This is a genomic window from Ensifer sp. R1-3 (assembly GCF_056739175.1).
The window spans coordinates 1,351,577-1,377,927 of the sequence record NZ_CP096516.1; the positions used below are offsets into that span (position 1 = coordinate 1,351,577).

22 protein-coding genes and 1 pseudogene are annotated in these 26,351 nt (G+C 63.6%); 8 read left to right on the forward strand and 15 right to left on the reverse strand.

Annotation, left to right across the window (positions count from 1 at the left end):
* Positions 1–3,213, forward strand: coding sequence for an efflux RND transporter permease subunit (locus tag M1D43_RS23545; RefSeq protein ID WP_014527817.1), 3,213 nt, complete (start codon positions 1–3; stop codon positions 3,211–3,213).
* 23 nt (positions 3,214–3,236) lie between these two features.
* Here M1D43_RS23545 and M1D43_RS23550 read toward each other — a convergent pair whose 3' ends face one another.
* The 8 genes from M1D43_RS23550 to M1D43_RS23585 form a co-directional block, all read right to left on the reverse strand.
* Positions 3,237–5,396, reverse strand: a complete 2,160-nt coding sequence (locus tag M1D43_RS23550; protein ID WP_014527816.1) for a hypothetical protein — start codon at positions 5,394–5,396, stop codon at positions 3,237–3,239.
* Positions 5,393–6,436 (reverse strand): glycosyltransferase family 2 protein, encoded by a 1,044-nt coding sequence (locus M1D43_RS23555; protein ID WP_014527815.1) that lies wholly within the window; start codon positions 6,434–6,436, stop codon positions 5,393–5,395. The genes M1D43_RS23550 and M1D43_RS23555 overlap by 4 nt, the downstream gene beginning before the upstream one ends.
* Positions 6,437–6,491: 55 nt before the next feature.
* Positions 6,492–6,854 carry a hypothetical protein gene (locus tag M1D43_RS23560; protein ID WP_014527814.1) on the reverse strand — a complete coding sequence of 121 codons (363 nt, stop codon included), beginning with the start codon at positions 6,852–6,854 and terminating at the stop codon, positions 6,492–6,494.
* A complete protein-coding gene (locus M1D43_RS23565; protein ID WP_027990513.1) occupies positions 6,851–8,020 on the reverse strand; it encodes a glycosyltransferase family 4 protein in 1,170 nt (389 codons plus the stop codon). The genes M1D43_RS23560 and M1D43_RS23565 overlap by 4 nt, the downstream gene beginning before the upstream one ends.
* 346 nt (positions 8,021–8,366) lie before the next feature.
* Complete coding sequence (locus M1D43_RS23570; RefSeq protein ID WP_014527812.1) at positions 8,367–9,596, reverse strand: glycosyltransferase family 4 protein; 1,230 nt, start codon at positions 9,594–9,596, stop codon at positions 8,367–8,369.
* A gap of 10 nt (positions 9,597–9,606) precedes the next feature.
* Positions 9,607–10,362: a polysaccharide deacetylase family protein gene (locus M1D43_RS23575; RefSeq protein WP_014527811.1), complete on the reverse strand. Its 756-nt coding sequence runs from the start codon at positions 10,360–10,362 to the stop codon at positions 9,607–9,609.
* Positions 10,355–11,686 (reverse strand): O-antigen ligase family protein, encoded by a 1,332-nt coding sequence (locus M1D43_RS23580; RefSeq protein WP_498814284.1) that lies wholly within the window; start codon positions 11,684–11,686, stop codon positions 10,355–10,357. The genes M1D43_RS23575 and M1D43_RS23580 overlap by 8 nt, the downstream gene beginning before the upstream one ends.
* Before the next feature lie 12 nt (positions 11,687–11,698).
* Entirely contained in the window at positions 11,699–13,315 is a 1,617-nt protein-coding gene (locus tag M1D43_RS23585; RefSeq protein WP_033052978.1) for a GumC family protein, read from the reverse strand.
* A gap of 202 nt (positions 13,316–13,517) precedes the next feature.
* On the opposite strand from M1D43_RS23585, the gene M1D43_RS23590 reads away from it, so the two are divergent.
* The gene (locus M1D43_RS23590; RefSeq protein ID WP_014527808.1) at positions 13,518–14,174 is read left to right on the forward strand and encodes a LysE family translocator; all 657 of its coding nucleotides are present in this window, start codon (positions 13,518–13,520) and stop codon (positions 14,172–14,174) included.
* Between the two features lie 40 nt (positions 14,175–14,214).
* On the opposite strand, the gene M1D43_RS23595 is transcribed toward M1D43_RS23590, so the two are convergent.
* Positions 14,215–15,129 carry a dihydrodipicolinate synthase family protein gene (locus tag M1D43_RS23595; RefSeq protein WP_014527807.1) on the reverse strand — a complete coding sequence of 305 codons (915 nt, stop codon included), beginning with the start codon at positions 15,127–15,129 and terminating at the stop codon, positions 14,215–14,217.
* Positions 15,130–15,304: 175 nt separating this feature from the next.
* Between M1D43_RS23595 and M1D43_RS23600 the strand changes: the two genes are divergently transcribed.
* Both M1D43_RS23600 and M1D43_RS23605 read left to right on the forward strand, forming a co-directional pair.
* The gene (locus M1D43_RS23600) at positions 15,305–15,553 is read left to right on the forward strand and encodes a FitA-like ribbon-helix-helix domain-containing protein (protein ID WP_020479387.1); all 249 of its coding nucleotides are present in this window, start codon (positions 15,305–15,307) and stop codon (positions 15,551–15,553) included.
* Positions 15,550–15,978, forward strand: a pseudogene (locus M1D43_RS23605) (type II toxin-antitoxin system VapC family toxin). Before M1D43_RS23600 ends, M1D43_RS23605 begins: the two are co-directional and overlap by 4 nt.
* A gap of 16 nt (positions 15,979–15,994) precedes the next feature.
* On the opposite strand, the gene M1D43_RS23610 reads toward M1D43_RS23605, so the two are convergent.
* Both M1D43_RS23610 and M1D43_RS23615 read right to left on the reverse strand, forming a co-directional pair.
* Positions 15,995–17,143 carry a hypothetical protein gene (locus M1D43_RS23610; RefSeq protein ID WP_014527806.1) on the reverse strand — a complete coding sequence of 383 codons (1,149 nt, stop codon included), beginning with the start codon at positions 17,141–17,143 and terminating at the stop codon, positions 15,995–15,997.
* Positions 17,140–18,450 (reverse strand): lipopolysaccharide biosynthesis protein, encoded by a 1,311-nt coding sequence (locus M1D43_RS23615; RefSeq protein ID WP_122103569.1) that lies wholly within the window; start codon positions 18,448–18,450, stop codon positions 17,140–17,142. The genes M1D43_RS23610 and M1D43_RS23615 overlap by 4 nt, the downstream gene beginning before the upstream one ends.
* A 123-nt stretch (positions 18,451–18,573) precedes the next feature.
* On the opposite strand from M1D43_RS23615, the gene M1D43_RS23620 reads away from it, so the two are divergent.
* Together M1D43_RS23620 and M1D43_RS23625 are read left to right on the forward strand one after the other, a co-directional pair.
* Entirely contained in the window at positions 18,574–19,401 is an 828-nt protein-coding gene (locus M1D43_RS23620) for a N5-glutamine methyltransferase family protein (RefSeq protein WP_013850388.1), read from the forward strand.
* Entirely contained in the window at positions 19,398–20,519 is a 1,122-nt protein-coding gene (locus tag M1D43_RS23625; protein ID WP_014527804.1) for a GNAT family protein, read from the forward strand. Before M1D43_RS23620 ends, M1D43_RS23625 begins: the two co-directional genes overlap by 4 nt.
* A 253-nt stretch (positions 20,520–20,772) precedes the next feature.
* Here M1D43_RS23625 and M1D43_RS23630 read toward each other — a convergent pair whose 3' ends face one another.
* The 3 genes from M1D43_RS23630 to M1D43_RS23640 all read right to left on the reverse strand — a co-directional run bounded on the left by M1D43_RS23630 (position 20,773) and on the right by M1D43_RS23640 (position 23,285).
* A complete protein-coding gene (locus tag M1D43_RS23630) occupies positions 20,773–21,504 on the reverse strand; it encodes a L,D-transpeptidase (protein ID WP_122103570.1) in 732 nt (243 codons plus the stop codon).
* A gap of 209 nt (positions 21,505–21,713) precedes the next feature.
* Positions 21,714–22,529 (reverse strand): EAL domain-containing protein, encoded by an 816-nt coding sequence (locus M1D43_RS23635; RefSeq protein ID WP_010976166.1) that lies wholly within the window; start codon positions 22,527–22,529, stop codon positions 21,714–21,716.
* A 21-nt stretch (positions 22,530–22,550) separates the two neighbouring features.
* Positions 22,551–23,285, reverse strand: coding sequence for a hypothetical protein (locus M1D43_RS23640; RefSeq protein WP_014527803.1), 735 nt, complete (start codon positions 23,283–23,285; stop codon positions 22,551–22,553).
* A 275-nt stretch (positions 23,286–23,560) separates the two neighbouring features.
* On the opposite strand from M1D43_RS23640, the gene M1D43_RS23645 reads away from it, so the two are divergent.
* A complete protein-coding gene (locus tag M1D43_RS23645; protein ID WP_014527802.1) occupies positions 23,561–24,973 on the forward strand; it encodes a sensor histidine kinase in 1,413 nt (470 codons plus the stop codon).
* Positions 24,970–25,629: a LuxR C-terminal-related transcriptional regulator gene (locus tag M1D43_RS23650; RefSeq protein ID WP_010976169.1), complete on the forward strand. Its 660-nt coding sequence runs from the start codon at positions 24,970–24,972 to the stop codon at positions 25,627–25,629. Before M1D43_RS23645 ends, M1D43_RS23650 begins: the two co-directional genes overlap by 4 nt.
* Here the strand turns inward: M1D43_RS23650 and M1D43_RS23655 are convergent.
* Positions 25,619–26,059 (reverse strand): hypothetical protein, encoded by a 441-nt coding sequence (locus M1D43_RS23655; protein WP_014527801.1) that lies wholly within the window; start codon positions 26,057–26,059, stop codon positions 25,619–25,621. The genes M1D43_RS23650 and M1D43_RS23655 overlap by 11 nt on opposite strands.
* Positions 26,060–26,351 lie beyond the last annotated feature (292 nt).

Below are 26,351 nucleotides of genomic sequence, written 5' to 3' on the forward strand. Positions count from 1 at the left end.
ATGATCTCCGAAATCTTCATCGATCGCCCGCGCTTTGCCGCGGTCATTTCCATCGTGCTGACTCTCGCGGGGCTGATCGCCCTGACGAGACTGCCGATCGCGCAGTTTCCCGACATCGTCCCGCCGCAGGTCAGCGTCACGGCGAGCTATCCCGGCGCAGGCGCGGACGTGGTCGAGGCAACGGTCGCCCAGCCGCTCGAGAGCAAGGTCGTCGGCGTCGACAACATGCTCTACATGAAATCGACGAGCGGCGCCGACGGGACCTACTCTCTGACCGTCACCTTCGCCGTCGGCACCGATCCGGACATTGCCACCGTCAACGTACAGAACCGCGTCGCGCTCGCCGAGCCGGTGCTGCCGGCCGAAGTCAAGCAGAGCGGCGTCAGCGTCCAGAAGAGATCCTCCTCGCTGATGCAGGTGATCGCCATTCACGGCGAGAATGACGAATTCGACAATCTGTTCCTCTCGAACTACGCGACGATCAACGTGCTCGACACGATCAAGCGCGTGCCCGGCGTCGGCGATGCAACGCTGTTCGGCGCTCAGGACTATTCGATGCGGGTCGTCCTCGACATCGACCGGCTGACCAATCTGGGACTGACGCCGACGGACGTGATCAACGCATTGAAGACGCAGAACGTCCAGGCCGCGATCGGCCGCATCGGCGCCCAGCCGATGACGGACGACCCGCTGTTCCAGTTGAACATCCAGACGCAGGGGCGGCTGACCGACCCCGCCCAGTTCGAAGACGTCGTGCTCCGGGCCGAGCCGGACGGCTCGTTCGTCCGCATTCGCGACGTCGCGCGCGTCGAGCTGGGTTCGGTGAGCGCCGACTCCACCGCCCGCATCAACGGCAAGCCGGTCGCGATGATCGGGACCTATCAGGCGCCGGGCGCCAATGCGCTCGCCGCCACCGAGGGCGTGCAACAGGCGATGGACCGCCTCGCCGCGGCGTTCCCGGAGGGGCTCACCTATACGGTCTCCTACGACACGTCCGATTTCGTGCAGGCGAGCGTGGAGAATGTCGAGCATACGTTGTTCGAGGCCTTTGCTCTCGTCATCATCGTCGTCTTCCTCTTTCTAGGCAATTGGCGCGCCGCGCTGATCCCGCTCATCGCCGTTCCGGTGGCGCTCGTCGGCACCTTTGCCGTGATCCTGGCGATGGGCTTTTCGCTGAACACGGTCTCGCTTCTGGCGCTGGTGCTCGCGATCGGCATCGTCGTCGACGACGCGATCGTCGTCGTGGAAAATGTCGAGCGGGTGATGGAGGAAAATCCCGGCATGAGCGCGGCGCAGGCCGCGCGTCTGGCGATGGGCGAAATCACCGGGGCAATCGTCGCCATCACGCTCGTCCTGCTTTCGGTCTTCGTACCGGTTGCCTTCATTCCGGGCCTCAGCGGGCAGCTCTTCCAGCAATTCGCCGTCGCCGTCTCGGTATCGATGGTCATTTCCGCGATCAACGCGCTGACCCTCAGCCCGGCGCTTTGCGCAATCCTCCTGAAACCGCATCACGGCCCGAAACGCGGCATCCTGGGCTGGATCTCGCGCGGCATCGACCGCACCCGCAATGGCTATGCCCATGTCGCCGGAAGCATTGCGCGCAGAGCCATCATCGGCGTGATCCTCCTGGCGGTCGCCATCGGCGCCAGCGGCTGGCTGTTCCGGATCGTCCCCACGGGCTTCCTGCCGAGCGAGGATCAGGGCGCATTCTTTGCGGAGATCCGCCTTCCGGAAGGTGCCTCCTTCAACCGGACGGACGCCGTGGTGCGCGAGGTCGAAACCATGCTCGGCGGCATCGAGGGCGTGGCGAACGTCACCACCGTCACCGGCTACAGTTTCCTCGACGGCATCGCCAAATCGAGCAGTGCCTTCGCGATCGTCACGATGAAGCCCTTCGCCGAACGCCAGGACGAGTCCGCCTCGGTCAATGCCGCGATCGGCACCGTGATGGCCAAGGGCGCGGCAATTCGCAATGCCCAGGTCTTCGCCTTCAACCTGCCGCCCATCATCGGTCTCGGGACGGGGTCGGGCTTCGAATATCAGTTGCTCGACCTGCAGGGCCGGTCGCCGGCAGAGCTTGCCGCGACAGCGGGCGGGCTGATGGTCGCGGCCAATCAGAACCCACAGCTCGGACCCACCTTCAGCACCTATTCGGCGAGCTCGCCGCAGCTCTACCTCAATCTCGACCGCGATCGGCTGCAAGCGCTCGGGGTCTCTGTAAGCGATCTTTTCGCAACGCTGCAGGGCACGCTCGGATCCTATTACGTCAACGACTTCAATCTTTTCGGCCGAAGCTGGAAAGTCACGATGCAGGCGGCCGAAGCGGATCGCGATGCGGTCGACGACATCTCCCGGTTGCATGTACGCAACGCCGCGGGCGATATGGTCCCCGTGGCCTCGGTCGGGCGCGTGGACTACATCGTCGGGCCGCAGTCGATCGTGCGCTACAACAACTACCGCTCGATCACACTCAACGGGCAGCCGGCGCCCGGCATCTCCTCGGGTCAGGCGCTGGCCGCTATGGAACAGGTCTCCGCCGCGACTCTGCCGCCGGGCTACAGCTTCGAGTGGACGGGAACGGCGCTGCAGGAGCTCGAGGCCGCCGGCCAGACGACGGTGATCCTGGCGTTGGCCCTGCTCTTCGCCTATCTCTTCCTCGTGGCGCTTTACGAAAGCTGGACGATCCCCATACCGGTTCTGCTTTCGGTGTCCGTCGGGGTGGCTGGTGCTCTCGTGGCGGTGCTGGTTGCCGGTCTCTCCTTCGACATCTATGCCCAGATCGGCCTCGTCGTCTTGATCGCGCTCGCCTCAAAGAACGCGATCCTGATCGTCGAATTCGCAAAATTCCAACGGGAGAAAGGCGCGACCATCGTCGATGCCGCGGTCGAGGGCGCGCGCACCCGTTTCCGCGCGGTGATGATGACCAGCTTCGCCTTCATCGTCGGGCTGATCCCGCTCGTCACGGCCGATGGCGCCGGCATGCTCAGCCGCCGCGCGGTCGGCACGGGCGTTGCCGGCGGCATGCTCGCCGCTTCGCTCCTCGGGATCTTCATCATTCCGGCGCTCTATGTCGTGTTCCAGTGGCTGCGCGAGCGAGGCCACAAGCTCGCCGGCCTGTCCTCGCATGCGGCCGGCGAGGCGCCGCATGCTGCAACGGAGAGCGCTGAAAGTGTCAAGCCCGCCACCGGCCAGCAGGCGCAAACCGTCGGATAAGATCGGAACGTCCCCGACTGAACCTACATCTCCAAGAGGAAATAGGTGGTCGGCCCGTAGGGCGTGTCGTTCGAGAGACGGAAAGCAACGCGCCCGCTGCCGCTGTCTACCGGCGGATAAACGGTGCCGTCGAGGCCGACCGGCGACACGCTCCATCTGGCAGCGGTTCGCGACAGTTCGAGATCGACATAGCCCTTCCGAATTCTCACCGGCAGCGCGCCGAAATCCTCGATCACCTTCTCTTCGCTGTCGCGAAAGATCATGCCGGTGTTCTGCGCATCGGTTGCAAGGATCAGGAGCAGGCGCCGGCTTTCAGAAAGTTTGCCTTCCGGGTCGATGGCCGAAAGCGCCACGAGGCTGTTCCCCTCCGCCTGTCCGATGCGCATGAGACCGAGATCGATCGGCTCACGCAGAGAGGAGAAGGCAGCAGCTTCCGTAGCGGGCGTCGAAACGCGGAGCTGCCCTGCCCGGCGGTCGAGGAGGACCTGTCCCGTATCGCTCTCGTAAAATCCGCTTGCGATATCGGTGCGGTTTTCGGCCGCGAGCATGTGTTCGTCGCGGAGTGCGGCAAGGATCGTTCCGGCGTCCCGGTCGCGTGGTTGCGTGATACCGGTTTCTCCATCAAACCGGTCTGCCGGAAGCAAGCCAATGCGCCCGACCAGCGCCAGATCGGTCAATCGCTCCGGCTCACGGGCCTGCATGTCCTCGCCGAGATCCTCCTCGCCACGAACGGCGAAGGGGATCGTAATGGCGGAGGTCGCCACGTCGCCGCGGCGAAAGACGAGTGCGCCGAGCGTCTCGCCGGCGCGCGCCACGGGATCGAGCGCAATCGCATAGGGTAGCATCGCCTTCTTGTGCGGAAAGGGTTCGCCATAGGCGAGCGCAATCGGCCCGTGGCCGTGGCGGCAAAGCACGTCCCAGCCCTGGAGTGCAGCGTAGGCCGGCATTGTCAGCCCTGCCTCGTAGCGATAGCGGTTCCAGAAGAGATGGTCGTATTCGCTGACGATAAACGGCTTTCCGAGCCACCGCGCCGCGGCGATCATGCGCATGTAGTTGGCGCCGTCGGCAAGCGAACTCACCTGCGTCAGGGCGCTGCCCGGCGAATAGCCGCCGACCCAATCGTGATAGGTGTTCATCGTCACGGCGCCGAGATCGCGCCGGCTGAGTGCGGCCTGCACCGTCGGCCAATTATTGTAGGTGCTGATCAGGCCGCGATAACCGAGACCGCGCAGGACCTCGCTCATGCGTGCGGCAGAAGCGCGCTCGGTCTCGACGAAGAAGGCCTGAAGATCGCGCATGCGCGGACCGTCGGCGTAGCGGTTGGCGGGAAGCCTCACCGTTGCCGTTTCGACCCGCTCGTCGGCGCCGAGATCTCCCCAGGCACGCGCGAGCGTTTCCGTCGATCCGTAGCGGGCCGAAAGCCAGCGGTTAAAGGGTTTCGCCAACGCCTCGTCATAGGCGGGCCTTTCGGGCCGCTCATGCACGACGCTGTCGAATTCGATGCCGTTTTCATTGGCAAGGATCACCAGCGCGAGCGCGTCGTCACGGATGGTCGCCGTCCCCGTATAGGGATTGACGCTCGCGAGAAACTTCTCCTGCAGCTTGCTCCAGTGCGCAACGGCATCTTCGTCGAGATGCAGCCGGAGCTTGAGATCGCCGTTGGCGTCCCATCGGTCGTCATGGCCGCCATAGGAGCCGCGCGGGGACGAGAGCCCGTCGATGATCCAGTAGATGCCGTTGCGCTTCAGCGCCGCCAGCAGGTAATGGATGCGATCCAGCGTCTCCGGATCGAAATCGAAATCCTTCTGCCTGCCGAACATCAGGCTGGCATCGACAAAATGCAGCCGGGCGATGTTGTATCCGTGCATCGCAAGCTGGCGGGCATAGCGCTCGGCGCCGTCATGGTCCGGAAAACCGCCCGAAGCCGGGCTCCAGGCGAGCGACGCGCATAGCATTCTGACCGGCTGTTCCGGCGCCCTGGCAAAGGCCAGCCGGCCATCCGGACCTGCGACGAGGCGGCTATCCGCGTCGATCGAAGCGTTCGGCAGCAAGGACGAGAAATCGAGCGGACTGCCGGAGCGGACTTCGAGCGAGACCTCGCGAACCGGCACCCATTCGGAGGCACTTGTGGCCGGGGCAAGCCAGGTGCAAAGCAGCGCCGCCGCGAGCGATCGCCTCCTCATGCCGTCTTTCCGAGGGCCGGTTCACCGAGAGAGGATTCCCCGAGAGAGGGCTTTCCGAGGATCGTGCTTTCGATCGGCTCGGCAGGCAGCCGCCGGCTTCGCAGGAAGCCTACAGGAAGGGCCGCCGCATGGAAGAACCAGGCGACGACCGTATAGAGACCCATGCTGAGGCCGCCTTTTCGGAAGCTGACGGCAAGAACGGCGACCGCGAAACTCGCGCAGACGGCGGCGAGGGCCAGGAGTGTATCAGGCAGCAGCAGGATCAGGCCGAGACAGGCGAGCCACCAGAGATAGACGAGACCCCAGAGTTTCAGCTCCGGCAGTTCCTGCAGAAGCTGAAAGAAATAGGGCTTGCCGAGAGAAGCGCGCAGTAGCTCGCCGATCCCGTAGAGATATTTGGTCTTCCAGCGGCGAACGAGCAGCCGGTAGGAATTGACCGTGTGGCCGAAGTGCTGGACGAAACGGCGGTCGAGCCGGTAAAGCCTCCAGCCGGCACTTCTGAGGCGAATGCCGAGGTCGAATTCCTCGTAGCCGTGCAGGTTGCGGTCCGAGAGGTAACCGACGTCCTCGATGGCACTACGCCTGTAGAGCCCGCCGCCGTTCATGCGGTCGATCGGACCCGTCCGGTTCTCGGGCGCATTGCGGCTGACGCGGCGCGCGAATTCGAGATTCGAGATGTACATCTCCTCCACATGTCCGGTAACGCCCGCCATAGTCGGATGGTCGGCCAGGAAGCGGACGGCGTCTTTGAGGAAGGCAGCGTCGAGCAGCATGTCGCCGTCGATGAGACAGACGTAATCATGACGGGAATGCTGGAAGCCGAGCTGCGGGCCGATGCCGCAGCTCGGTCGCGCGGGCGGGGCGATCTGTGCGATGATGACGGGATATTGCGAGGCGATCTCGACCGTGCGGTCGCAGGAGCCGCTGTCGGCGATGATGACCTCGCCGCCCGTGTCCTGAAGCGCCGCAAGCGCGCTCTCGACGGTTGCGGCAATCCGCTTCTCTTCATTCAATGTCTTGATGATGATGGATATGGTCAAGAGAGCCCCCAAAATCGTGCAGCGAAAATCTATCCGCGGTAGTATGCGCTTCGGTTCATGCCCGCGATTTTCGGCTGGAACCGGGCAAAAGGCTGACAAGCAGCCAACCGGCGCCGACACCGCAGCCGGCCCCCGCCATTTTGACCGCAAGGTCTATCAACCGGGCATGGCGGTCGGCGGCGAGCATCTGCGTGAGTTCCAGCCCGATTGCCGCCGCGAGCATAGCCGCCAGAACGGCGAGCACGTGCCGGGGATAGGCGATCGCGAACATGAGACCCGTCAGCCCGAATGCCCCGAAACGTTCAATCTGCACCGAGCTGCCCATGTGCGGGCGCAGATCGAGCGGAGAGAGGGTCGAATAGGCAATGACGCCAAGAAGGAGCCACGCAAGAACGGATGCGATGCGCCTGACATTCATTTCGTCACGGCCCGGTAAACGTCTAGCGTCTTCAGTGCCACGCTCGACCAGCTATAGACGGCTTCGACGCGCTCGGTCTGCGCGAGCACCTCTTGTTCGTCGGGGGGATTGGCGATCTTTTCGGCGATGGCAGAGGAAAGCGCGTCGACGTTCCCCAGCGGAAAATAATCGCCGGCGGGCAGGCCGAGCTGCCGGTTGGCAACGATGTCGCTTGCCAGAACCGGGAGGCCATGGGCCATCGCCTCCAGAAGCGCGATCGGCATGCCTTCGTGGCTCGACGGCAGCACGAAGAGCGCCGCATTGCCGAAGAGTTCCGCCAGGCGATCGCCGGTCTGGAACCCCGTCAGGACGACGCCCGGCACGCGGCTGGCCAGCGCCCGTACCTCCTCTTCGTAGACGCCCGCGAATTCCGCACCGCCCGCAAGCACGAGATCGAATCCGCTATTTCCAAGTTTTGCATATGCCTGGATGAGATCGATCTGCCGCTTCTCCGGAACAAGCCGCGCCGCAAGCAGGATATAGCGCCGTCGCGTCAGACGGAATTCGCCGAGAATGCCGGTTTCGCTGCTGGAGCGCGAAACGGTGACGCCATTCGGCACCAAAGACACCGGTACGCGATAGCGTTCGCCCATCGTGTCGGCGATATCCCTGGAGATTGCGATGCGGCCTTGCGCGAGCCGCATGCCCATGCGTTCACCCGCTCGCAACATCCTTCTGGCGAAAGCCCCCCATTTCTGTCGGTCGTAGTCGTAGCCGTGGTGGGTCACGACGACGTTCAGGCGCATCAGCCGGGCGAGCGGTACCAGGAGCGCCGGGCCGACGGCATGGATGTGCAGGATATCCGGGCGCCGCAGCGCCGCATAGCATACACCGAGGAAGGTATGGACGATGGCCTCGAGCGCCATCATACGTGGAGACCACAGGGGAGTGACGCGAATTCCATTCCAGGAATGCGGCGCAGGAACCGCAAGATAGCGCCGGCGTCCGACCACCTCGACATCCCAACCATGCGCGATCAACCTGCCTGCGAGCATCTCCACGTGCTTTTCGACGCCGCCCTGAACGTTCGGAATGCCACGAAGCCCGAGCATCATCACGCGGCGGCGCTCGATCGGCAGTTCACGATAGACGCTTGCAGGCATGCTCGCGGTTGCGCCGCCCGGCATTGCCGGGGCATCCGGCCCTGCCGAAGGTCGATCTCGGGAAACTCCCGATGCTCTGCTCATGGTTGTTGCGCCCCAGCGATAACCCAATTCGCATCTTTTACGAGCAGAACACTTACCATCCCGGTAAGAAGGTCATTAGATTCGTAGAGGTCTGACCGAAAATCAGACGGCGATGGGTGGCGATTGCGAAATGGCCTGGACGGATGCATGCCTCCGTCATCCCTGTGCTTGTCACAGGGATCCAGCAGCGCCGCGTCTGTGGCGGGGGAAGAGTTCTTTCAGCCCAAGGACTTGGGCTGGCTGGATTCCGGTGAAGGGCACAGGGATGAGGATCGGATGAGAAGCCTCAGGCCGCGCCGATCGCCCCATAAAGATCGAGCGTCCTCTCGCGGTAGGCGGCGGCGGAGAATTCGCTCGCGACCCAGGACCGGGCGGCCGCCCCCATGCGGGCGCGTTCCGCGGGCGAAAGGGCGGCCATTTCGCGCAGGGCCCTGGCGAGGTCCCCGGCATCTCCTGGAGCCGCAAGCAGACCGGTCTCGCCTTCCTTGACCATTTCCGGAATCCCGCCGATCGCCGCGCCGATCACCGGGCGCTGGAGCGCGTAGGTTTCAAGCACGCTGATGGGGGCGTTTTCGTACCATTCCGACGGGAGCACGAGCGCGCGGGACTCGCCGATCAGCCTGTGCAGCTTCTCGCCCGAGAGATAGCCGGCGAAGGTCACGTCCGCCTTGAGCTCGGCCGCGAGGCTGCGAAGGGTCTGCTCCTCCGGACCGGTGCCGGCGATGACCAGCCGCTGGTTCGACAAAGCCGCCGCCCTGATCAGGGTCCCGAGGCCCTTTTCCGGCGCCAAGCGGCCGGCAAAGGCGAGATAATCGCCCTCCTGCCAATCACCGGAAAGAGCCGTGACATCGACGAAATTGGGGATGTGAACCATCTTCTCGCGGGGCCAGCCCCATTCGGCGAGCTTTTCCAGATAGAATCGGCTTGGCACGACCAGCCGGTCCACCTTGTCGCGGTAGAGCCCGAGCAAGCGGTGCAGCACCGTTTCGGCGAGCACCACCGCGCTCAGAGGGGCCGAACCCTTGACGCAGCGATGGCGCAGGACATTGTAGACCCTGCCGCCGCGGCAGTCCTCGCATACCCGGCCGTCCCGCAGCATCTTGTAGGAGGGGCAGGCGAGCTTCAGGTCGTGGACCGTCATCACCACCGGAATGCCGGCGGCTTTCAGGGTCGAGAAGATCGCCGGCGACAGGTGATGATAGACATTGTGCGCATGGGCGACCGAAGGGCGGGCGCGGTCGATGAGCCTGCCGAGATTGCGCTGCGCCTCGAGCGAATAGATGACGCTCGCCGCCTGGACGGCCTTGCGCAGGAGACCGGTGCGGCGGCCGTATTCTATCTCCGAAACGAAATAATCCGACCAGGGCGAGGATTCGTTGAGTTCGTGGTGCATGGCGAAGGGAACGATGTCCCAGCCGATCTCGCCGAACATGCTCATATGGTCGAAGAACACGGCCTCCGCTCCGCCGCGGCGGTAGAAATAGTTGTTGATCGCAAGAAGGCGCTTCCCGGTCACCAGAGCCTCCTTACCAACCGATCCGGTCAGCGGCGCTGTCGACCGGAAGGATGCAGCATCCCTTTTCGACGGCGTAGCGGACCAGATGATCGAAGGTGTCGGGGGTGCAGCCGTAGTTTGTGGGCTGCGCGGCGATATCGTGAGTGACGAAGATCAGCCAGCCGGGACGCTCGGCGACATCGTCTATCCAGCGCGTCAGCGCGCGCGCCCCATCCTCCGGCTGGCGGATCTCGACGCCTTTGAGCATCATCGGGTCGACGGTACCGCGGTTGATATCCTCGCCCCCTGCCCGGCAGGTTCGGTAGCGGCGGCGGAGCTCGGCCCGTGCCGACGGCCAGGCAGCGTTGTAGGGGAATGCAAAATTCGATGCCGCCGGCGAGACGCCGACGCCCTTCAGGTACTCGGCATTGCGGTCGAGATCGGCGCCGAGCCCGGCAATTTCGCGCAATCTTCGGTGGGCGAAGGTGTGACAGCCGATTTCGTGTCCGCGCGCGAGCAACTCGCTGCACCCTTCGGGCGTGATCAGGCTTCGATCCGGCTCCACCTGCCCGGCAAGCCCGCCCGCTATATAGAAGGTGCCGCGGACTCCATACTTCTCGAGGATGGCTGCGCCCGCGCCAAGCGCGCTGTCGGGGACATCGTCGAAGGTGAAGGAGACGAGCGGAACCTTCGTCTCCAACTCGCGCCGGGCTCCAGCCAGCTTCCAGATCGCCCGGTTCGCCAGCCTGTCGACAAGCGGACCGAACCCACTCAGCTTCTCAAGCATGCGCTACCCTCCCCTGGCGAGCGCGCGCGGGAGCAGCCGCCAGTTCCGCGCTCGACTGCAACGACAGTCCATAGAGTGCGACCATGAATGTGAACCACAGAAGGCTCCCCCCCTCGAAGAAGAGACTTTCGAGGCCGGCGTTGAAGATCGTGTAGAGCCATATGCGTACGAACAGCCTCGTCAGATGCGAATGCTCGCGCTCCGGAGCAATGCGGGCGATCTTTCTAAGCGGCAGGAAAAGGATCCAGATCAGGGTCAGGGCAAGGCCCGGGAAGCCCGTCATCAGGGCAATGTCGAGATAGGAATTGTGACCGTTGGCGGCAGCGACGGCCCAGGTCTCGACCGAGCCGCCGCTATAGACCAGTTCTTCCGTCTGCCAGAAGGCCTTGAAGCCATAGCCTGTGAGAGGCTGTTCGGCGAGCGCGCCGAAGGCGAAGCGCCAGATATCGGCGCGATTGGTAAAGGTCGCATCGATGCCGAGCCCGCTGATGAAATCGCCGAGCGGGGCGAAGACGGCGGAGCCCACCGCGAAGAGATTGAAAAGACCGACGCCACCGACGGCAATCGGGATACGAAGAAAGCGCACCTTCTCGAATATGAGCGCGAGCAGCAGAATGGCCGGCAGCATCGCGGTCGACGTCTTGCCCCCGGTGTTGACGAGGAAGACGAAAGACAGCGCGACGATGACGATCCCGGCAAATCTCGACCAGGTGTTCATGACGTAAAGGCCGATGAAGGCTGCGATCACCATGGCGGCCGCGGCGCTGTTCTTGTGGGGAAAGTGGCCGCGCCACAGGCCGGCATTCATCGGCTCGCGCAGTTCTGACGCCTGATGGATCGCGAGCTGCGGCTCGAAGACGATGCCGTAATAGGCGACGGCGAGCATGATGAGGATGCCGATGCCGAGCATCTTGGCGAAGTGGCGTTCCGAGGCGGGCAACAACAGGTAGACGCTGGCATTGACGGTGACCATGAACGCGAGGATCGCACCCTTGATGCCGAGCATCGGATGCGCCGAAACCAGCGAAACGAAGATGAACCAGGAAAAGAGGATCGCCAGCACGGCGCGCGGCTGCAGGATCGTTTCGCGCAAAGGGTGCACCAGGCCGTAGCCGAGCATGCCGGTGAAAAGCAGGAGCGAGATGATCTGGTTCAGCCGGTTGGAATTGCCGGCGGAAGGGTCCAGCACCGCCTCGCCTGTCAGATCCACGAAGGGATTGATGGAGATCCAGAAGAACAGGAAGATCGCCATGAAGAGCACGGTGCCGACACGCGCCTTCACCGCATTCGTCGGCTCGACCTCTCCGTAGCCCGCGCGATCCATCTCCCGGGCTCCTCAGGCGGCCACGTGGGTCTTGCCGCGAAGAAATTTCCAGAGGCCGAGGGCAAGTGCCGCGGCAATGCCGATTGCGAGACCCAGAAGGCCGCCGCCGATCAGCAGGATCAAGGTACGCGGGGGCCAGCTTCGCGCATTGGGCGGCAGGGCACGCGAGATGACGCGAATGTTCGTGGTGTCGATCTGCTGGCGTTCGGTGATCTGCTGCGCGCGTGCCAGATGGGTTTCGTAGATCGCCGCCTTGCTGCGCGCGTCGCGTTCGAGGTCACGAAGCTGCACCTGGGCCTGGTTATCGGTGAAGACGTTCGACTTTTCGTCATCCGCCTTGCCGCGGAGTGCATCGAGCGCCTTTTGCTCCCGGTCGAAGTCGGCCTTCGCGCGCTCCAGAATGCGGCGGGCTTCATCCTTCATCGCGGCTTCCAGCGTCGTGCGCTCCGAGCGCGCGGCAACGAGCCGCGGATGTCGCTCGCCATAGGTAAGCTGCATGGAGCCGATCTGCTGCTGCAAGGCGTTATACTGCTGGCGCAGATTGGTCATGTTCGCCGACTCGAACACCGAGGCGCTGGCGGTCTGGCCCTCGGCAACAGCCGCGCTCATCTGCCTGTAACGCGTTTCCGCCTGGATGAAGCGCTGCTGACCGTCGAGGACCTGTGTGTTGAGCTCGCTCGAAAGCTGGTTGCTGACGAGCTCGCCATTGGTGGATTGCAGACCGTTGTCGCGCCGGAAATCCTCGACCCTCTTCTCCGCTTCGGTGACGTTGCGCCGCAGCTCATCGAGTCGTTCATTCAGGTTTTGCGCTACCCGGCCGGCGCTCTCGGCGGCCGACTGGAAGAGTTCCGCCTCGAAAGCCTCGACGATCGCGTCCGAGAGGGCGATTGCCTTGGCCGGTTCCTCGCTCCACACCTTCAGGATCACGACGAAGGAGCGTTCCTCCCGGCGCGCCTCGACCCTCTCGGACAAGGCGCGCATCGCCGCCAATTCCTTGTCCGCCTCGGCGTCCCGCGGGGCGATGAGCGCCTTCAGCCAGTCGAGCAATGTCGGCCTGACGAATTCGGGGTCGTCCGCAAGCCGCATCTCGCCGATGACGCGTTGGAGGACGTTGCGCGAGGTCAGTATCCGGAGCTTGCTTTCGACTTCCAGCAATTGCGCGTCGCGCTGCGGATTGGTCGTAAAGACGTCGTCGCTGACGACGTTGAGATTGGAAGGGTCCACGACGAGGTCGGTATAGACCGTGTATCGCGGCGTAGCCGTCACCGCATAGGCGAAGGCGGCGGCAACCGAAAGGACGAGCGCGAGCACGATCCAGCGGGCGCCGTTGCGCAGCCACCCGATGAGGTCATTGACCCCGATGCTGCCCAGGAGGTGGAGTTGCGGGAAGAAATCCGCGACGGGGGAAGGCTGCTTCTCGAGAGCGCGCGCCTGATGGGCGGGGACGGGAATATCCACCACGGGGGCGGAGGTGCCATCCTCCGCCTCGGCGGGAGCCTCCTCGTTAGCAGCGGGCTCTTCCGTTACCGCGGGCCCGAGGTCGAGCAACGACCCTCCGCCCGAGCGAAGGCGCTGATGTCGCCTTTCAAGGCGTAATCCCAGTCCCTCGGGCTCGCTGCGCCGATACATCCGCTTTCCCCATCCCCTTGGAGCCACCAAGGTGCTTATTGCCGCATAAGCAATTCCCCGTGCAGATTTAGGGCCTGCAGGGTGAATATTCGGTTAAGCGGAGATGTTCGGGCGGTAACCTTTTGGGCAGGCCGAAGCTCCTCTACGGGTCCTGTATTCGTTTCCGCTGGGAACTTCGACCTGTTTTCACAGTTTCTGAAGAATGCCCGACCTGACCACCTATGCCGCGTTTCTGGGCGCCGTGCTTGCCTATCAATTATCCGGGGTCGGCCCGGACATGATGCTCGTCATCAGCCGCGGCATCGACCAGGGCCGCCAGGCTGCGCTTGCAACCGCTATCGGATGCGTCGCAGCGGGCATTGTCCAGATACCCTTGCTTGCCATGGGCCTCGCCACGGTCGTGGCTTCCTCGCCGCTCCTCTACAAGGCCATGCAATTTATCGGAGCAGCCTATCTGATCTATGTCGGGGTGCGTTTCTTGACGGCCGGCAGTAAGACCTTCCTGCGCGAAGCGGCAGGCCGCGCCACGTCGCCATCGCTTCTCGGCCCTTTCAGGCAGGGCATGATCTGCAATCTGACGAATCCGACGTCGCTTTCCTTTATGCTCGCGATCCTTCCGCAGTTTGTGGAGCCGTCCGCCGGATCGCCGGCCCTGCAATTCTTCATCCTCGGAGTGACGATGAAAGCTACCGGGCTGCTGGTCCTTGGTGCGGTGGCCCTCACCTCAGGCACATTCAGCAATTGGTTGTCGCACAGCAGTGCCTTTGTGGCGTGGCAGCAGCGCATTGCAGGCAGCATCATGGTCGCGCTTGGCATACGGCTGCTGCTTTCTCCAGTCGCGCCCGCCCTTCACCGATGATCAGTACCGGCTGGAGCACTTCCAGGTAAAGCGTATTTCCTCAAGAGCACTCTTGAATGTCGATCAGTTCCTGAACAGCTTGTTTTACCCGTACGCTGTCACCAGGTCCGAGCGGCAAAATCGGCCGCGGTGGCAAGGCCTGAAAGAGCCCCAGGATGCTCCCGATAGCGTACATCACGCGGAAACTGCCGAACTCCTTAAACAGGGCCCATAGCGGTTGGAATGCCATGTCGATCCGATGCGCTTCCGCGCGATCGCCCGCTTTCGCCGCCCGGGCGAGTTTCGATGCGGGTGCAGGCAAGAGACCGCCGACGACGCTGAACCACGCATCGGCACCCGACAGGAGCGCATCTGCTGCGCCCCAATCGCCGCTGTAGCCGATAGCAAAAGCTGCAGACGTCTTCGCACGCAGTCGAGCGATCTCACCCTCGAAATCGCCGTCGGCGGGCAACGGCATCTTCACCGCGGCAATATTCGGCACTTGCGAGAGCCGTACGATCAGTTCCTCGCTGAAGACGAACTTGGTCGTGCCCGGATTGTTGTAGATGCAGAGCGGCAGGCCGGATGCACTCGCTACGGCCACGAAGTGCTGGTAAACTTCCTCCTCGGTCAGAGGGGTGTAGGATACGGGAGCCAACAGTAGGCCATCGGCCCCAGCCTCCTCGGCGTCGCGCGCGAGTGCCTGAGCCTCATCGGTCCTGAGTGCGCCGACGCCGACGATGAGGGGAACTCTGCCTCCCACGCATTCGACAGCGATCTCCACTGCGCGTCGCCGTTCACCTCGCGAGAGAAATGCGTAAGCGCCGGTGCTGCCGAGCAATCCAATCGAGTCCGCGCGTGCCAGGCGGATACGCTCGAGCAGTCGCGACAGCGCCTCCTCGGAGATCTTGCCGTCCACATCGGCGGGTGTGGGCGGGAACGCTGACAGGCCTTCAAACAGAACCGCAGGTGCCATCGGTATTTCCCATCGACTGCGTCAGAAACAGGCCTCGCTCATACAGTCGCGAATGATCGACAACAAGACATGCAACCAAAAATCCGTCGGCAACCGGCTCCAGATCACTCGTAGGCGTGTCCTGCCGCGGCTGCAGTCAATGATTAAATTGCCATCAATGAAGAAAGGAAGCCGCATGGCGAGCATTACGATCCGCAACCTCGTTGACGGGCTTGAGAAGCGTCTGCGCGTTCGTGCCGCCGCGCATGGGCATTCAATGGAGGACGAAGCGCGGGACATCCTTCGCGCCGCGCTATCGACCGGCAAAAGCGGACGGGCCAACCTCGCGGCAGCAATCCGCTCCCGCATCGTGCCGCTCGGAGGCGTTGAGCTTGAGCTACCCGCCCGCGATGCCATCCGCGACCTACCGGATTTCTCCGGGTGATCATTCTCGACACCAATGTGTTCTGTCGGAGCTGCTGGCCCCGGCGCCCTCCGTCGCGGTAGAGACCTGGCTTGCCGAGCAACAAACCGCGGCTGTATTTACCACGACGGTAACGGGAAGCTGAACTTCTCTACGGCTTGCGGCTCATGCCCGACGGACGCCGACGGCAAGAGCTCGAGGCAGCGATTGTCCCGATCTTTCGTGAGGATCTTGCCGGGCGTATTCTACCGTTCGACAGCGAGGCGGCGGACGCTTTCGGTTCCATAGCCGCCCGGCGGCGTAAACTCGGTCGCCCGATCAGCCAGTTCGACGCGCAGATTGCCGCGATCGCCTGGTCTCGCGGTGCCTCCGTGGCAACCCGCAATGTCGCGGATTTCGCTGACACCGGTGTAACTATCATCAATCCCTGGGATCATCGGCCGTGAAATTTGTAAGCCCCGGCTAAAAATCCGTCAGCAGCCGGCTCCAGGTCTCGGAGGCGAGGCCGCCGATATAGATGTCGTTGCGCTCTGCCGCTTCCTTGAGGTCCGCATGGCGGGTCACCATGCAGAAGTAGCCGCGGTGCCGGAATGACAGCCATCGCTGGCGCGATATCGCGTTCATCAGGAACGGCTGTGCCATGCCGACCGCCACGGCATAGCCTTCCGCATCGAGCTGCAGGAACATCGCCGCGGCAACGTCACGTTCGCGCCCCTCTTCGCAGACGAGATTGAGCACGGTAGCCACGGCACCCTGCTTGCCGAAAAAAAGAAAGGCGCCGATCGTGCGGCCGTCCGCGAGAACGACTTTCCTGCATTGGAGCGTCCCGAGGCTCCGGTTCATCGAAGCGACGCACACGAGCCAATCGAATTCGGCTCGCGACCAGGTCGGGCGGATCGCAAAGCGTTCCAGCATCAGGCTCGCGCATTGGAGGAACCCCTCGACGCCCGCTGCCTCGATCCTGCATTCGCCCTCCGCCTTCGGCCGCATGGAGGGCCGCAACCGGCGCAGTGCACGGTCAACCAGCCTGAGAACGCCGACGACAACGCGCGAGCGCGCTATCGGGAAGTGACTGGCCGCAAGGAAAGCCGCGGCGGTCAAGGGCAGAAACGAACGCTGCCATTCGAGGCTCTGGATCGGCAGGACGATGCCACCTCCCGCAACCCAATGGTCGGCGCTGACCGGCGACGCATTGTCGGAGAAGCACATGTCCTGGCGAGACGCCCGCATGGTGCGCGCAAGACGCGCCGCTCCAACGGCTCCTGCTTTACCATCCGCCATGAAGGCACAGAGAAGACGGGCCATGGTCGGGCGGCCATTGACCATGAACGCCATCGGTACCGCGAGTATTGCGCTGTCTATGCCGGTCGCACCGTTTTCGTGCACGACGCTGCCGAGTTCGGGAGAATAGTGGGGGCTGCCGAAGAAGACGGTCTCGAGATAACGTCCAAGGTCATTCTCGGGCGCGTGGTCCTGCCTTCGGAAAATCCTGTTGAACAGCCGTCCGACCGCCGGAATGTCGCCGGGCGCCATGGCGCGCGTACCGCGGCGGTGCCCTGCACCGACCGGCACACTCTCGGATACGCGAATTTCATCCGCCTCCATCGTCATATGGCGCCCGCTCCAAAGGTGAGCGCAGCCTGGCGGCGGTCGCGCCGCACGAAGTGCAGGAGCACGCTCCAAGAGGCGACCACCATCGCGATTTCGATTGCGTAGAAGGACAGGAAAGTTCCCATCGGCGGGGCGTACCAGCTTGCCCATACGGCAAGGCCGGCGCCGGCGATGCTGCCGAGCCCCATGACGGTCGCGCGGGCGGCGTGTGCGCCGGAGGCACCAAGTGCCTCGACCGCGACCGACCACATCGCGAGCGGCACCACGACCCAGCATAGGATTCTGACGAAGCCGACCAACGAGAGATAGTCCTTGCCGAAAAGGTACGGCAGGACCGGCGCCAGAACGAAGACCGTGACGGCCGCAGCGAGGCTGATGACCGTGGCGGCAGCGAGCACCCGGCGTACGCGCTGCAGCGCCTGGTGAAGTCCCGCCGCCGTTGCCCTCGCCGAACCCGGGTAGATAAGCCGGTTTAGCGCTTCCACTGAAAGATAGCTGCTCTCCAGCATGCGGCGGGCGACACTGTAGCTCGCGACGACCTCGGCGGTGGTGACGAGGCTCAGGACAAGCAGGTCGGCATTCTGGCGGAGCGCGCGCAGGATGAATGGTATGCTGAAGTAAAGGCCTTGCGGGATTTCCTCCCGCACGATGCGGTAGCGCGGCGTACCAAGTCCCCGGATTGCCCGCATACACAAGAGCGCCACGAGGACATGGCACAGAAACTGCCACACCGCCCAGTATGCGACGCTGGTGACGCCGAAGGCGATGCAGGCAAGTGCCGCCGCAACCGCCCTCGCGGCCGCAAAACCGACGACGACCTTGTTCGCGGAGGCAAAATCCGTATGAGCGATATAGATCTGCTCGGTGAGCACGATGACCCGGACCAGCAGGATATTGGTGACGAGCATCAGCGTGATCACGGCGACATTCGTCACGGGGTCCGGCGAAAGGGTGAAGAAGAACGGCAGGACCACCGCTCCCAACAGGACCAGAGCTGCCCCGCTCGCCGCCGTCAGGATGACATTGTGTCCGAGCATCTGCGGATAGATCGCGCGGTCGCGCGCGGCCCGGCGCACCAGGCATTCCATCGCCCCGAGCCCACAGAGATGGACGGCTATGTTGGCGACTGCAGTAATTGCGACGAAAACGCTGAACTCGTGGACGCCGAGCCAGCGTGCAAGGATGGCAAAGGTAAGGAGTTGCGCCGCCGAACCGAGAACCAGACTGCCGCCGGAGGCGAGATAGGACACGACCATCGGCAGGAATGGTCTGTCGCCGCGCTGTTCCGTCACACCTTCCGGGGCCATCCGTTCTGCCTTGACAATCCGACTAAGGGTCGGCACCGGGCTGCGACCTGCACCCTCGCCGATTGAGGCGCACACTAGCGAGGATAAGTGATTGGCCGGTTAACATAAGCTTTGTGACGCCATGTGTTATCGGACGCCCTCCATTTCAGCTTCCGTTTACCTGCACGCGCTAGTGTGCGCCGGACGACATCCAATCCGATAACCGAAGGAGCCTTCGTGCTGCAGGGCGACAATCATCTTGACGGCCGGACCGAGGGTCGCTCGCCGCGGCTCGTACGATTCATGGGCGTCGACCTCGAACTCGCACCGGACGTGCTCGTGCCGAGGGAGGAGACGGAACTCCTTGGGCGGAACGCCGCAGCGATCCTGACCGAGCGCGCCGGACCGGCGACCGTGATCGACATGTGCTGCGGATCCGGAAATCTCGCTCTGGGGATCGCCGAGGAGGTACCGCTTGCGCGTGTCTGGGGTGCCGACCTCACCGACAGCACGGTCGCGCTTGCGCGGCGCAACGTCGATCGCCTTTCGCTTGGCGACCGCGTCGTCATCCGGCAGGGCGACCTGTTCGCCGCCCTCGCCGGAGAAGACCTCGAGGGCGCCGTCGACATGATCGTCTGCAACCCGCCCTATATCTCGACATCCCGCCTCGAAGGCGACAGCGCGCATCTTCTCGCGAGCGAGCCGCGGGAGGCGTTCGATGGCGGCCCCTACGGCATATCCATCCATCAGCGGCTGATCCGCGAGGCCGTCGCCTTCCTCAAGCCGGGCGGCTGGCTCCTCTTCGAGTTCGGAGAGGGACAGGATCGCCAAGCCACGGCGCTTCTCGCCCGAACGAAGGCCTATGAGGCAGTGACATTCGCGGAGGACTCGGCCGGAAAGCCGCGGGTCGCACTCGCGCGCAGGCTGGGAGGTGCAGCGGCAACCGCCGCGGCTGACGGGGCAAGCAGATGAGCGACATCCGTTCGCTCGCAGTCGAGGATATCCCGGCTGTCGCGCGGCTCTTCCAGAAGGTTTTCCGCAACAGCGCGGAGGAGCCGCCGCCTGCGTTCATCGAATATCTTCGGCAACTCTATATCGATGCCCCAGGCAACGACCCGGAAATCCGCCCGCTCGTGTACAGCAACGATGACGGCCGGATTTCCGGTTTCGTCGGAGCGAACACTCTGGCCATGACGTATCGCGGCAGGCCATTGCGCGCCGCGATCTGCGGCTCGCTGATGGTCGAAGGCCACGAAAGCGATCCGATGGCCGGCGCGCGGCTGCTGAAAGCGTTCCTTGCAGGACCGCAGGACCTTTCCTTCAGCGAAACGGCGAGCGAAGTTTCGACGCAGATGTGGACGAAGCTGCGTGGCGTCGTGCTTCCGCAATACAGCCTCGACTGGATACGCGTCATCCGGCCCGCATCCTTCGGCCTCGATCTCGTCGCGAGCCGGTTCGGCCCCGCTCGCGCACTCGGCCCGCTGGCTCATGCGTTCGACCGCCGTCATCGCGGCAAGTTGCGACGCGGCGAGTTGCGCTGGTCGGGCGTGCCCGACGCCGCCACCACACAGGGCCCGCTGCAGGTCGCCGACATCGACCGGCATGGCTTTGCCGAGCTCTTCGCACCCTTGACCCGGCAGTTTGCCGTGCAGCCGGCCTGGGCCGAGGGCCAGCTGGACCATATCCTCGAAGACGCGGAGAAGAAGCCGGAATTCGGCGCGCCGGTGCTTGCGGCCGTGAGGACGCGAAGTGGTGCTCCCGTCGGAGCGTTTTTCTACCACCTGCAGCCCGGCGGAACTGCCAGGGTTCTCCAGGTCCTCGCCCTGCCGGGACAGGCCGGTTCGATCCTCAACTGCCTGATAGAGCACGCGGCCGCGCGCGGCGCCGCTGCGGTTCGCGGTCGAACCCAGCCGGCGCTGCTTGAGGCCATGATGGGCCGCCGTATCGGCTTCGTCCATGCCGCCTCGACCGTCGTCCATTCCCGCGAGGAGGAACTCGTCGACGCCTTCCGTCATGCACAGGGTTTCATCAACGGGCTGGCGGGGGAACACTGGAGCCGGCTGATCGGCGGGACTTTCAACCGGATCTAGAGCGCTTCCAGAAATGTGCATAGCGGTCTTCCGCCCGGGAATGCGTCGTTCGAAATGCACTAGATCACGATGATTTTAGGCCGGCTCGACAGTCATCGACGTGATCGATTCTGGCGTTGCGCGTATGTAAGTCATCTTGCCGACAGCACCGCCCGAGGAAACGTATCGGAGGACTGCAATCTCTCCTCCTGTGCTTGTCACAGGAATGAGGAAATCAAGCAAACCGCGGCGGCTATCCGAATATCAACAGTCTCTAGACTTGAAGCTGCTCGGCAAGCGGCTTTTGATAGACGACGATCGGGGCGTGGTAGGGTACACGCTTGTAGAGATCGATGACGTCCTGGTTCACCAGCCGAACGCACCCCGACGAGACTGCCTTGCCGATCGACTTCCATTCCGGCGTGCCGTGCAGACGGTACAGCGTGTCCTGCCCGTTCTGGAAGATGTACAGCGCGCGGGCACCCAAGGGATTGTCGATGCCGGGGGCCATGCCTCCATTCGCGACGGAGTATTTTTCGAGTTCCGGCCGGCGGGCGATCATATCGGCCGGAGGCTTCCACCGAGGCCAGGGCTGGCGCCAGTGTATGATCCCTTCGCCCTGCCAGGCGAAGCCCTCGCGCCCAATGCCGACGCCGTAGCGCATCGCCGTTCCGCCAGGCTCGATGAGGTAAAGGAACCGCCCCGGCGTGTCTACGACCACCGTCCCCGCCGGTTCGCCGGTAGGGTCCGGCACCCGCTGGCGAAAGTATTTCGGATCCATCTCCCTATAGGGGACTACCGGAATAAAATGTCCGCCATCTTCGACGGCAGCATATCTGGCTTCCAGTTCGGCATCGCTCGCCAGCCCGATCGGGCGGCTCACCAGACGCGGCACGGGAGCGCGCTCCGCCTGCGGCGCAGAGGTCGAGCACCCCGCGACGGCTGCTGTTGCGGAGATCGCTCCCAGAAGAAGCGTGCGTCTTTGTAATTGGATTTTGCTAAACATCTCAAGCGAGTACGAAGAGGGAAACGGGGATCGCGTGTAGACGTGTAGCCGACTCGCGTGGATTGCCAAACTCACGGCCAATCACATATTCGATATCTGCAACCCCGCGCGGAGGGGTCGTCGGAGATTTAGACGTGACGAAGTCGGTGGCCTGTCCAACTGGAGCGGGCTGAGGAGAAGAGGTCGACTCGACCTAAGAGCATCGTGATCTAGGAATGCAGCTGCCGCGATCCCGCAGATCTCGGTTTGGCTGCCGGCAGCGGCGCCGGCTGGCCACAATAGACGGGGTACAGCGTCGGCTCGGACAGAAGGAAGCCCTGCACATGCGTTGCGCCGGCCTTTTTGACGGCTTCGAGCTGTCCGTAGGTCTCGATGCCCTCGATGATCACCGTCGGCGCGACGCATGAAGCGAGCCCTACCAAATGATGGAGGAACCCCTTGCCCTTGCCCACACCCTGGCCGCGGCCGATGAAGAATGCGTCCAGTTTCACGATGTCGACGGGAACGGACAACAGCGATTCCGGCGTCGAGTGACCCGTTCCGAAACTGTCCAAGGCGATTCTGTAGCCCAGTGCGCGTGCGCCTTCGATGAACTCCGCCGCCGTCGGCAGAGTGGCCAGCGGCAGGCACTCCGTTATTTCGAGAACAAGGCGCGAGGCCATTTCCCGATTTCGCGAAAGCAGGTCGTAAAGTTCCGACCAGGTGTTCTCGTCGAAAATATTGCCGGCCGAGATATCGCAACCCAACACGCCCGACGGATTGCAGTCGAGCCACTCGAATGCGAGACCGACCATGTATCGATCGAATGACGCAACACGTCCCGACGCTTCGAGAAAAGCAGTGAATTCCTCGCTCGTCCTGACCGCTCCGTCACGTTCTACGAGTCTGCCGAGGCACTCCGAATAGAGCACCTCGCCCGTATCGTCGACCGCATTGACCTGCTGCAGGGAAAAGCCTATCCGCCCCTCCCGCATCGCTTGGGTCACGGCGCCGGCGACACGGTCGAATCTTCTCAGATGTTCCATCCGGCGACGCGCCTCGTTCGGTCAGTTTTCGAGCGCGATGTCCTCATCAGGCGTCGTATCGAGAAGGTGCTCACGAATATCGTCTATCTTCCCGACGGGGGTTCCGACGCCGAGCGTTTCCTTGACGTCTTCCAGTGTTGCGTCCGTCACTTCGCCGCCATTCGTGAAGCTTGCAATCGCCTCGCGCAGCGCTTCATCGCTGAGAGCGGGATCGGTCGGGATGACGTCCGAGCCGAATTCGGCCTCGAACTCGGCATAGGCGATCGCATAGGCGGAGATTGCCGCCATCCGCGGGTCGTTCGAGTTCAGATAGGCGTGATAGTTCCGGCCGAGCGAGCTCAGCTTTGCCGCTTCGGCCTGCGAATTTTTAGGCTTCGGCGTCGGGACAGCCGTTTTCGTGGCCCTGGCCTTGACTACCTTGCCGGACTTGCCGGTGGCCGCACGTTCGGACTTCCTGCCGTGCTTGAACAGGTCCTGGAGGAAACGAGGCGTGCCCGCACGTTCGCCGCCCGATCTGCCCGAATCGGATCGAGCCTTCGCATGGCTTCCGCTATTGCCGTGGTTTCCGCTCTTGCCGTGGCCGCCGCCATTGCCGCCGCCGCTGCCGCCGCCGCTGCCCCCACCGTTGCCCCCACCGTTGCCATTGCCGCCCTTGGCGAAGGCGATGTCCGATATGCCGGGCGCAATGCCCGCCAGGGGCGCACCTGCAAGCGCAAGCGCAATAAGACCTCGTCCGACGAATTTGGAAACAGGCATGGGGGCCTCCTATCGAATGTCGCGGCCGTTGTTGCTCCGGCCGATTTTCTGCTTCAATTGATAAAGCGATAGCGTGCAACTGGCGCGGGTTCCACCGTCGCCGGACCAATGCGCCGGTTGATAGGACTTAGGTCCGTGGGCACGGTCGTCAAAAGTCCCAAGATGCGCTATGACCAAGGGGTAAGGGATGGCGCGCGTTGACCGGCCGGCCGGAGATGCTAATTTGTCGGTTGCAAAGAACGCAGCAGTGCCGGCGACGAATTGAGCGGGCCATCGTGAGATTTCTCGTGCACGTCGACGACCTCATCAGACGGTGGAACTCTCAGCCGCTGGCAAAGCAGTTCCTGATTATCGGTGGCTCGGTAGCCGCTGCGGCGATGCTTGTCGTCGGTGCCTTCGTGACGAGCCTCATAGAGGAAGCCGTGACGCGCAACTCCGCGGCAACCACGGCGCTCTATGTCGACAGCGTGATTGCGCCGCTCCTGCCCGACATGCAAACGACGCAGGTGCTCGACGACTCGGTGGCACGGGCGCTCGACGAAACGCTTGGGCAGGGCGCTTTGGGCGATCGGCTCGCGTCGTTCCGACTTTGGCGGGCGGACGGGACCGTTCTCTATTCGAGCGAAAAGGCCATGGTTGGTCAGAAGTACGAGCTGGGTCCGGAGCTGACGGCAGCATTCGACGGCGGCATGGTCGCTCGCTTCATGCCTCTCGACGAGGCCGACGGCGAGACGGAGCGCCTTTCGAACAGTCCTCTCCTGGAGATCTACAATCCCCTTCTCCAACCCTGGTCCGGTGAGGTGGTCGCCGTCTCGGAATTCCACGAGATTGCCGATGAATTCGAGCAGAGCCTCAATCGGGCGCGGCTTCACACGTGGATCGCCGTTGCCGGCTTCACGCTCGCCTTCTTCATCGCGCTTTCGGCCATCGTCTTGCGCGGCAGCAGAACGATCGAGAAACAGCGCCATGCGCTTGGGCAGCGCGTCGATGAGCTTTCGGCGCTGCTTGCGCAGAACGAGGCACTGCGTGCGCGCCTGCGCCAGGCATCCCAGCGTGCGACCGCGCTGAACGAAACCCTGTTGCGGCGGATCGGCGCCGACCTCCATGACGGACCGGCGCAGCTCGTGGCTTATGCTTCGCTTCGGCTGGACAGCAACAAACTTGTCAGCCCCTCGACGCCCGCCGAACTGCGCGAGCGTGAGATCGCCGCCATCAAGGGCAGCCTCGACGAGGCGATGAACGAGATCAGGACGCTGTGCAACGGGCTGGTGCTGCCGCAGATAGAGACTGCCAGCCTGAGGGAGATTCTGGAGCGTTGCGTTCGCGCCCATGAACAACGAACGGGAACGACCGTGGACTTGTCGATGAGCGACCCGCCCGAGCGCCTTTCCGCATCGGCGAAGATATGCATATACCGTTTCGTGCAGGAAGCACTTAACAACGCCTTTCGTCACGGCGGCGGCATCGCTCAGCGCGTGACGCAGAACACGAACGGTGACAAGATTACCGTCGAGGTTGCCGATGGCGGTCCGGGCTTCGACCCAAGCGAAGTACGGCCGACGAGCCTCGGCCTCGCGGGTCTTAAAGGCCGCGTCGAGAGCCTCGGCGGAACATTCGAGATCAACCCCAACGCGCCCGGCACCATCGTCCGGATGTCGCTCGGCCTCGAGGAAATGGAGCAGGCATGATGACGGGAATTCGAGTAGCCGTGGTCGATGACCACCCTCTGTTCAGGGAGGGTGTGACCCGGAGCCTGTCGGAGATCGACGGGTTCGAGATCGTCGCGGAAGGCGGGTCGCGGGACGAAGCGGTCGCGATTGCGCAAAGCCTCAACCCTGACGTCATGCTGCTCGACATCTCCATGCCGGGCGGCGGGCTGAACGCAGTTCCGGCGATCCTGAGCGTCGCGCCCTCGCAGAAGATCGTCATGCTGACCGTTTCCGAGGCGAATGACGACGTCGCGGCAGCCCTGAAGGAGGGCGCGAAGGGTTACATTCTCAAGGGCATCGGCGCGAGGGCGCTGGCGGAAGTCATTCGCACCGTCGCCTCAGGCGAGAGCTATGTCGCCCCCACCCTTTCCGCCAAGCTGCTGACGGGGCAGCTGGCCAATTCTGCACCGGCCAAGTCCAACCTCGTTGCCGAGCTGACGCGGCGCGAACAGGAGGTCCTGCACCTCGTCGCCTCGGGAATGAGCAACAAGCAGATTGCCCGAAAGCTCGATCTGCACGAGAAAACGGTGAAACATCACATGACGCAGATCATGGCGAAGCTCGACGTCGCCAACCGGACGGAGGCGGCCATGGTGCTGCGCGACGCGCTCGACTGGCGTCCGGTCAGTCAATGAAGGACAGAAGCCGTCTCCGGTCGGCCGAGGTTGCGCGCCGGTTGACGATCGTGCGCCCGCGCGAATCCTTCATGATGTAGCGGGCGCCTTCGATCACCTCGCTGATGCCGTCCCGGTGACGTACGCGCAGGATGGAGCCGCCGCCTTCCACGGACGTCGCTGCTCTTCCGCTTGCCCGGCCGGAATTCGAATTGCCGCCGCCTTTGCCGTTCGAGCCGCCGCCCCTGCCATTCCCGTTTCCGCCGCCTCGTCCGCCGCCGCCTCCTCCGCCGCCACGTCCGCCGCCGCTACCGCCTCCCTTGGCGAGAGCGGACTGCGGTTCCAGTTCGATGCCTGAGCCCGACAGCGCGATTTTGTAAGGCGATACGGCGACGGGAAGGCCGACCGAAACCCAGCACAGTGCTGCGAGAAAGTTTCGACGCGTGACCATCACGCTCCTCCTGAAGAGTTTTACCGGCCTGCGCCTGATCGCGGTCTCGCGAATGCATTGACGCTTTCACCGATCGTCGGCATCGCCGCCGACGCGACAACAGTCCACCGGGAAAGCCCAACATTCGCTTTCGCCAGCTGTTGCGCCATCTTTGTTCACGGTCTGGTCAGTGCGTCAACTGCAATCGAGGTGGTTCAGACGTTTCGCTTTCACGGGTCGGACGATCGTCCGATGCGATTCGGACCAAAGTCCGACGATGGGGCAAGGCGGCCAGGCGAAAGCGGCTCTGCAG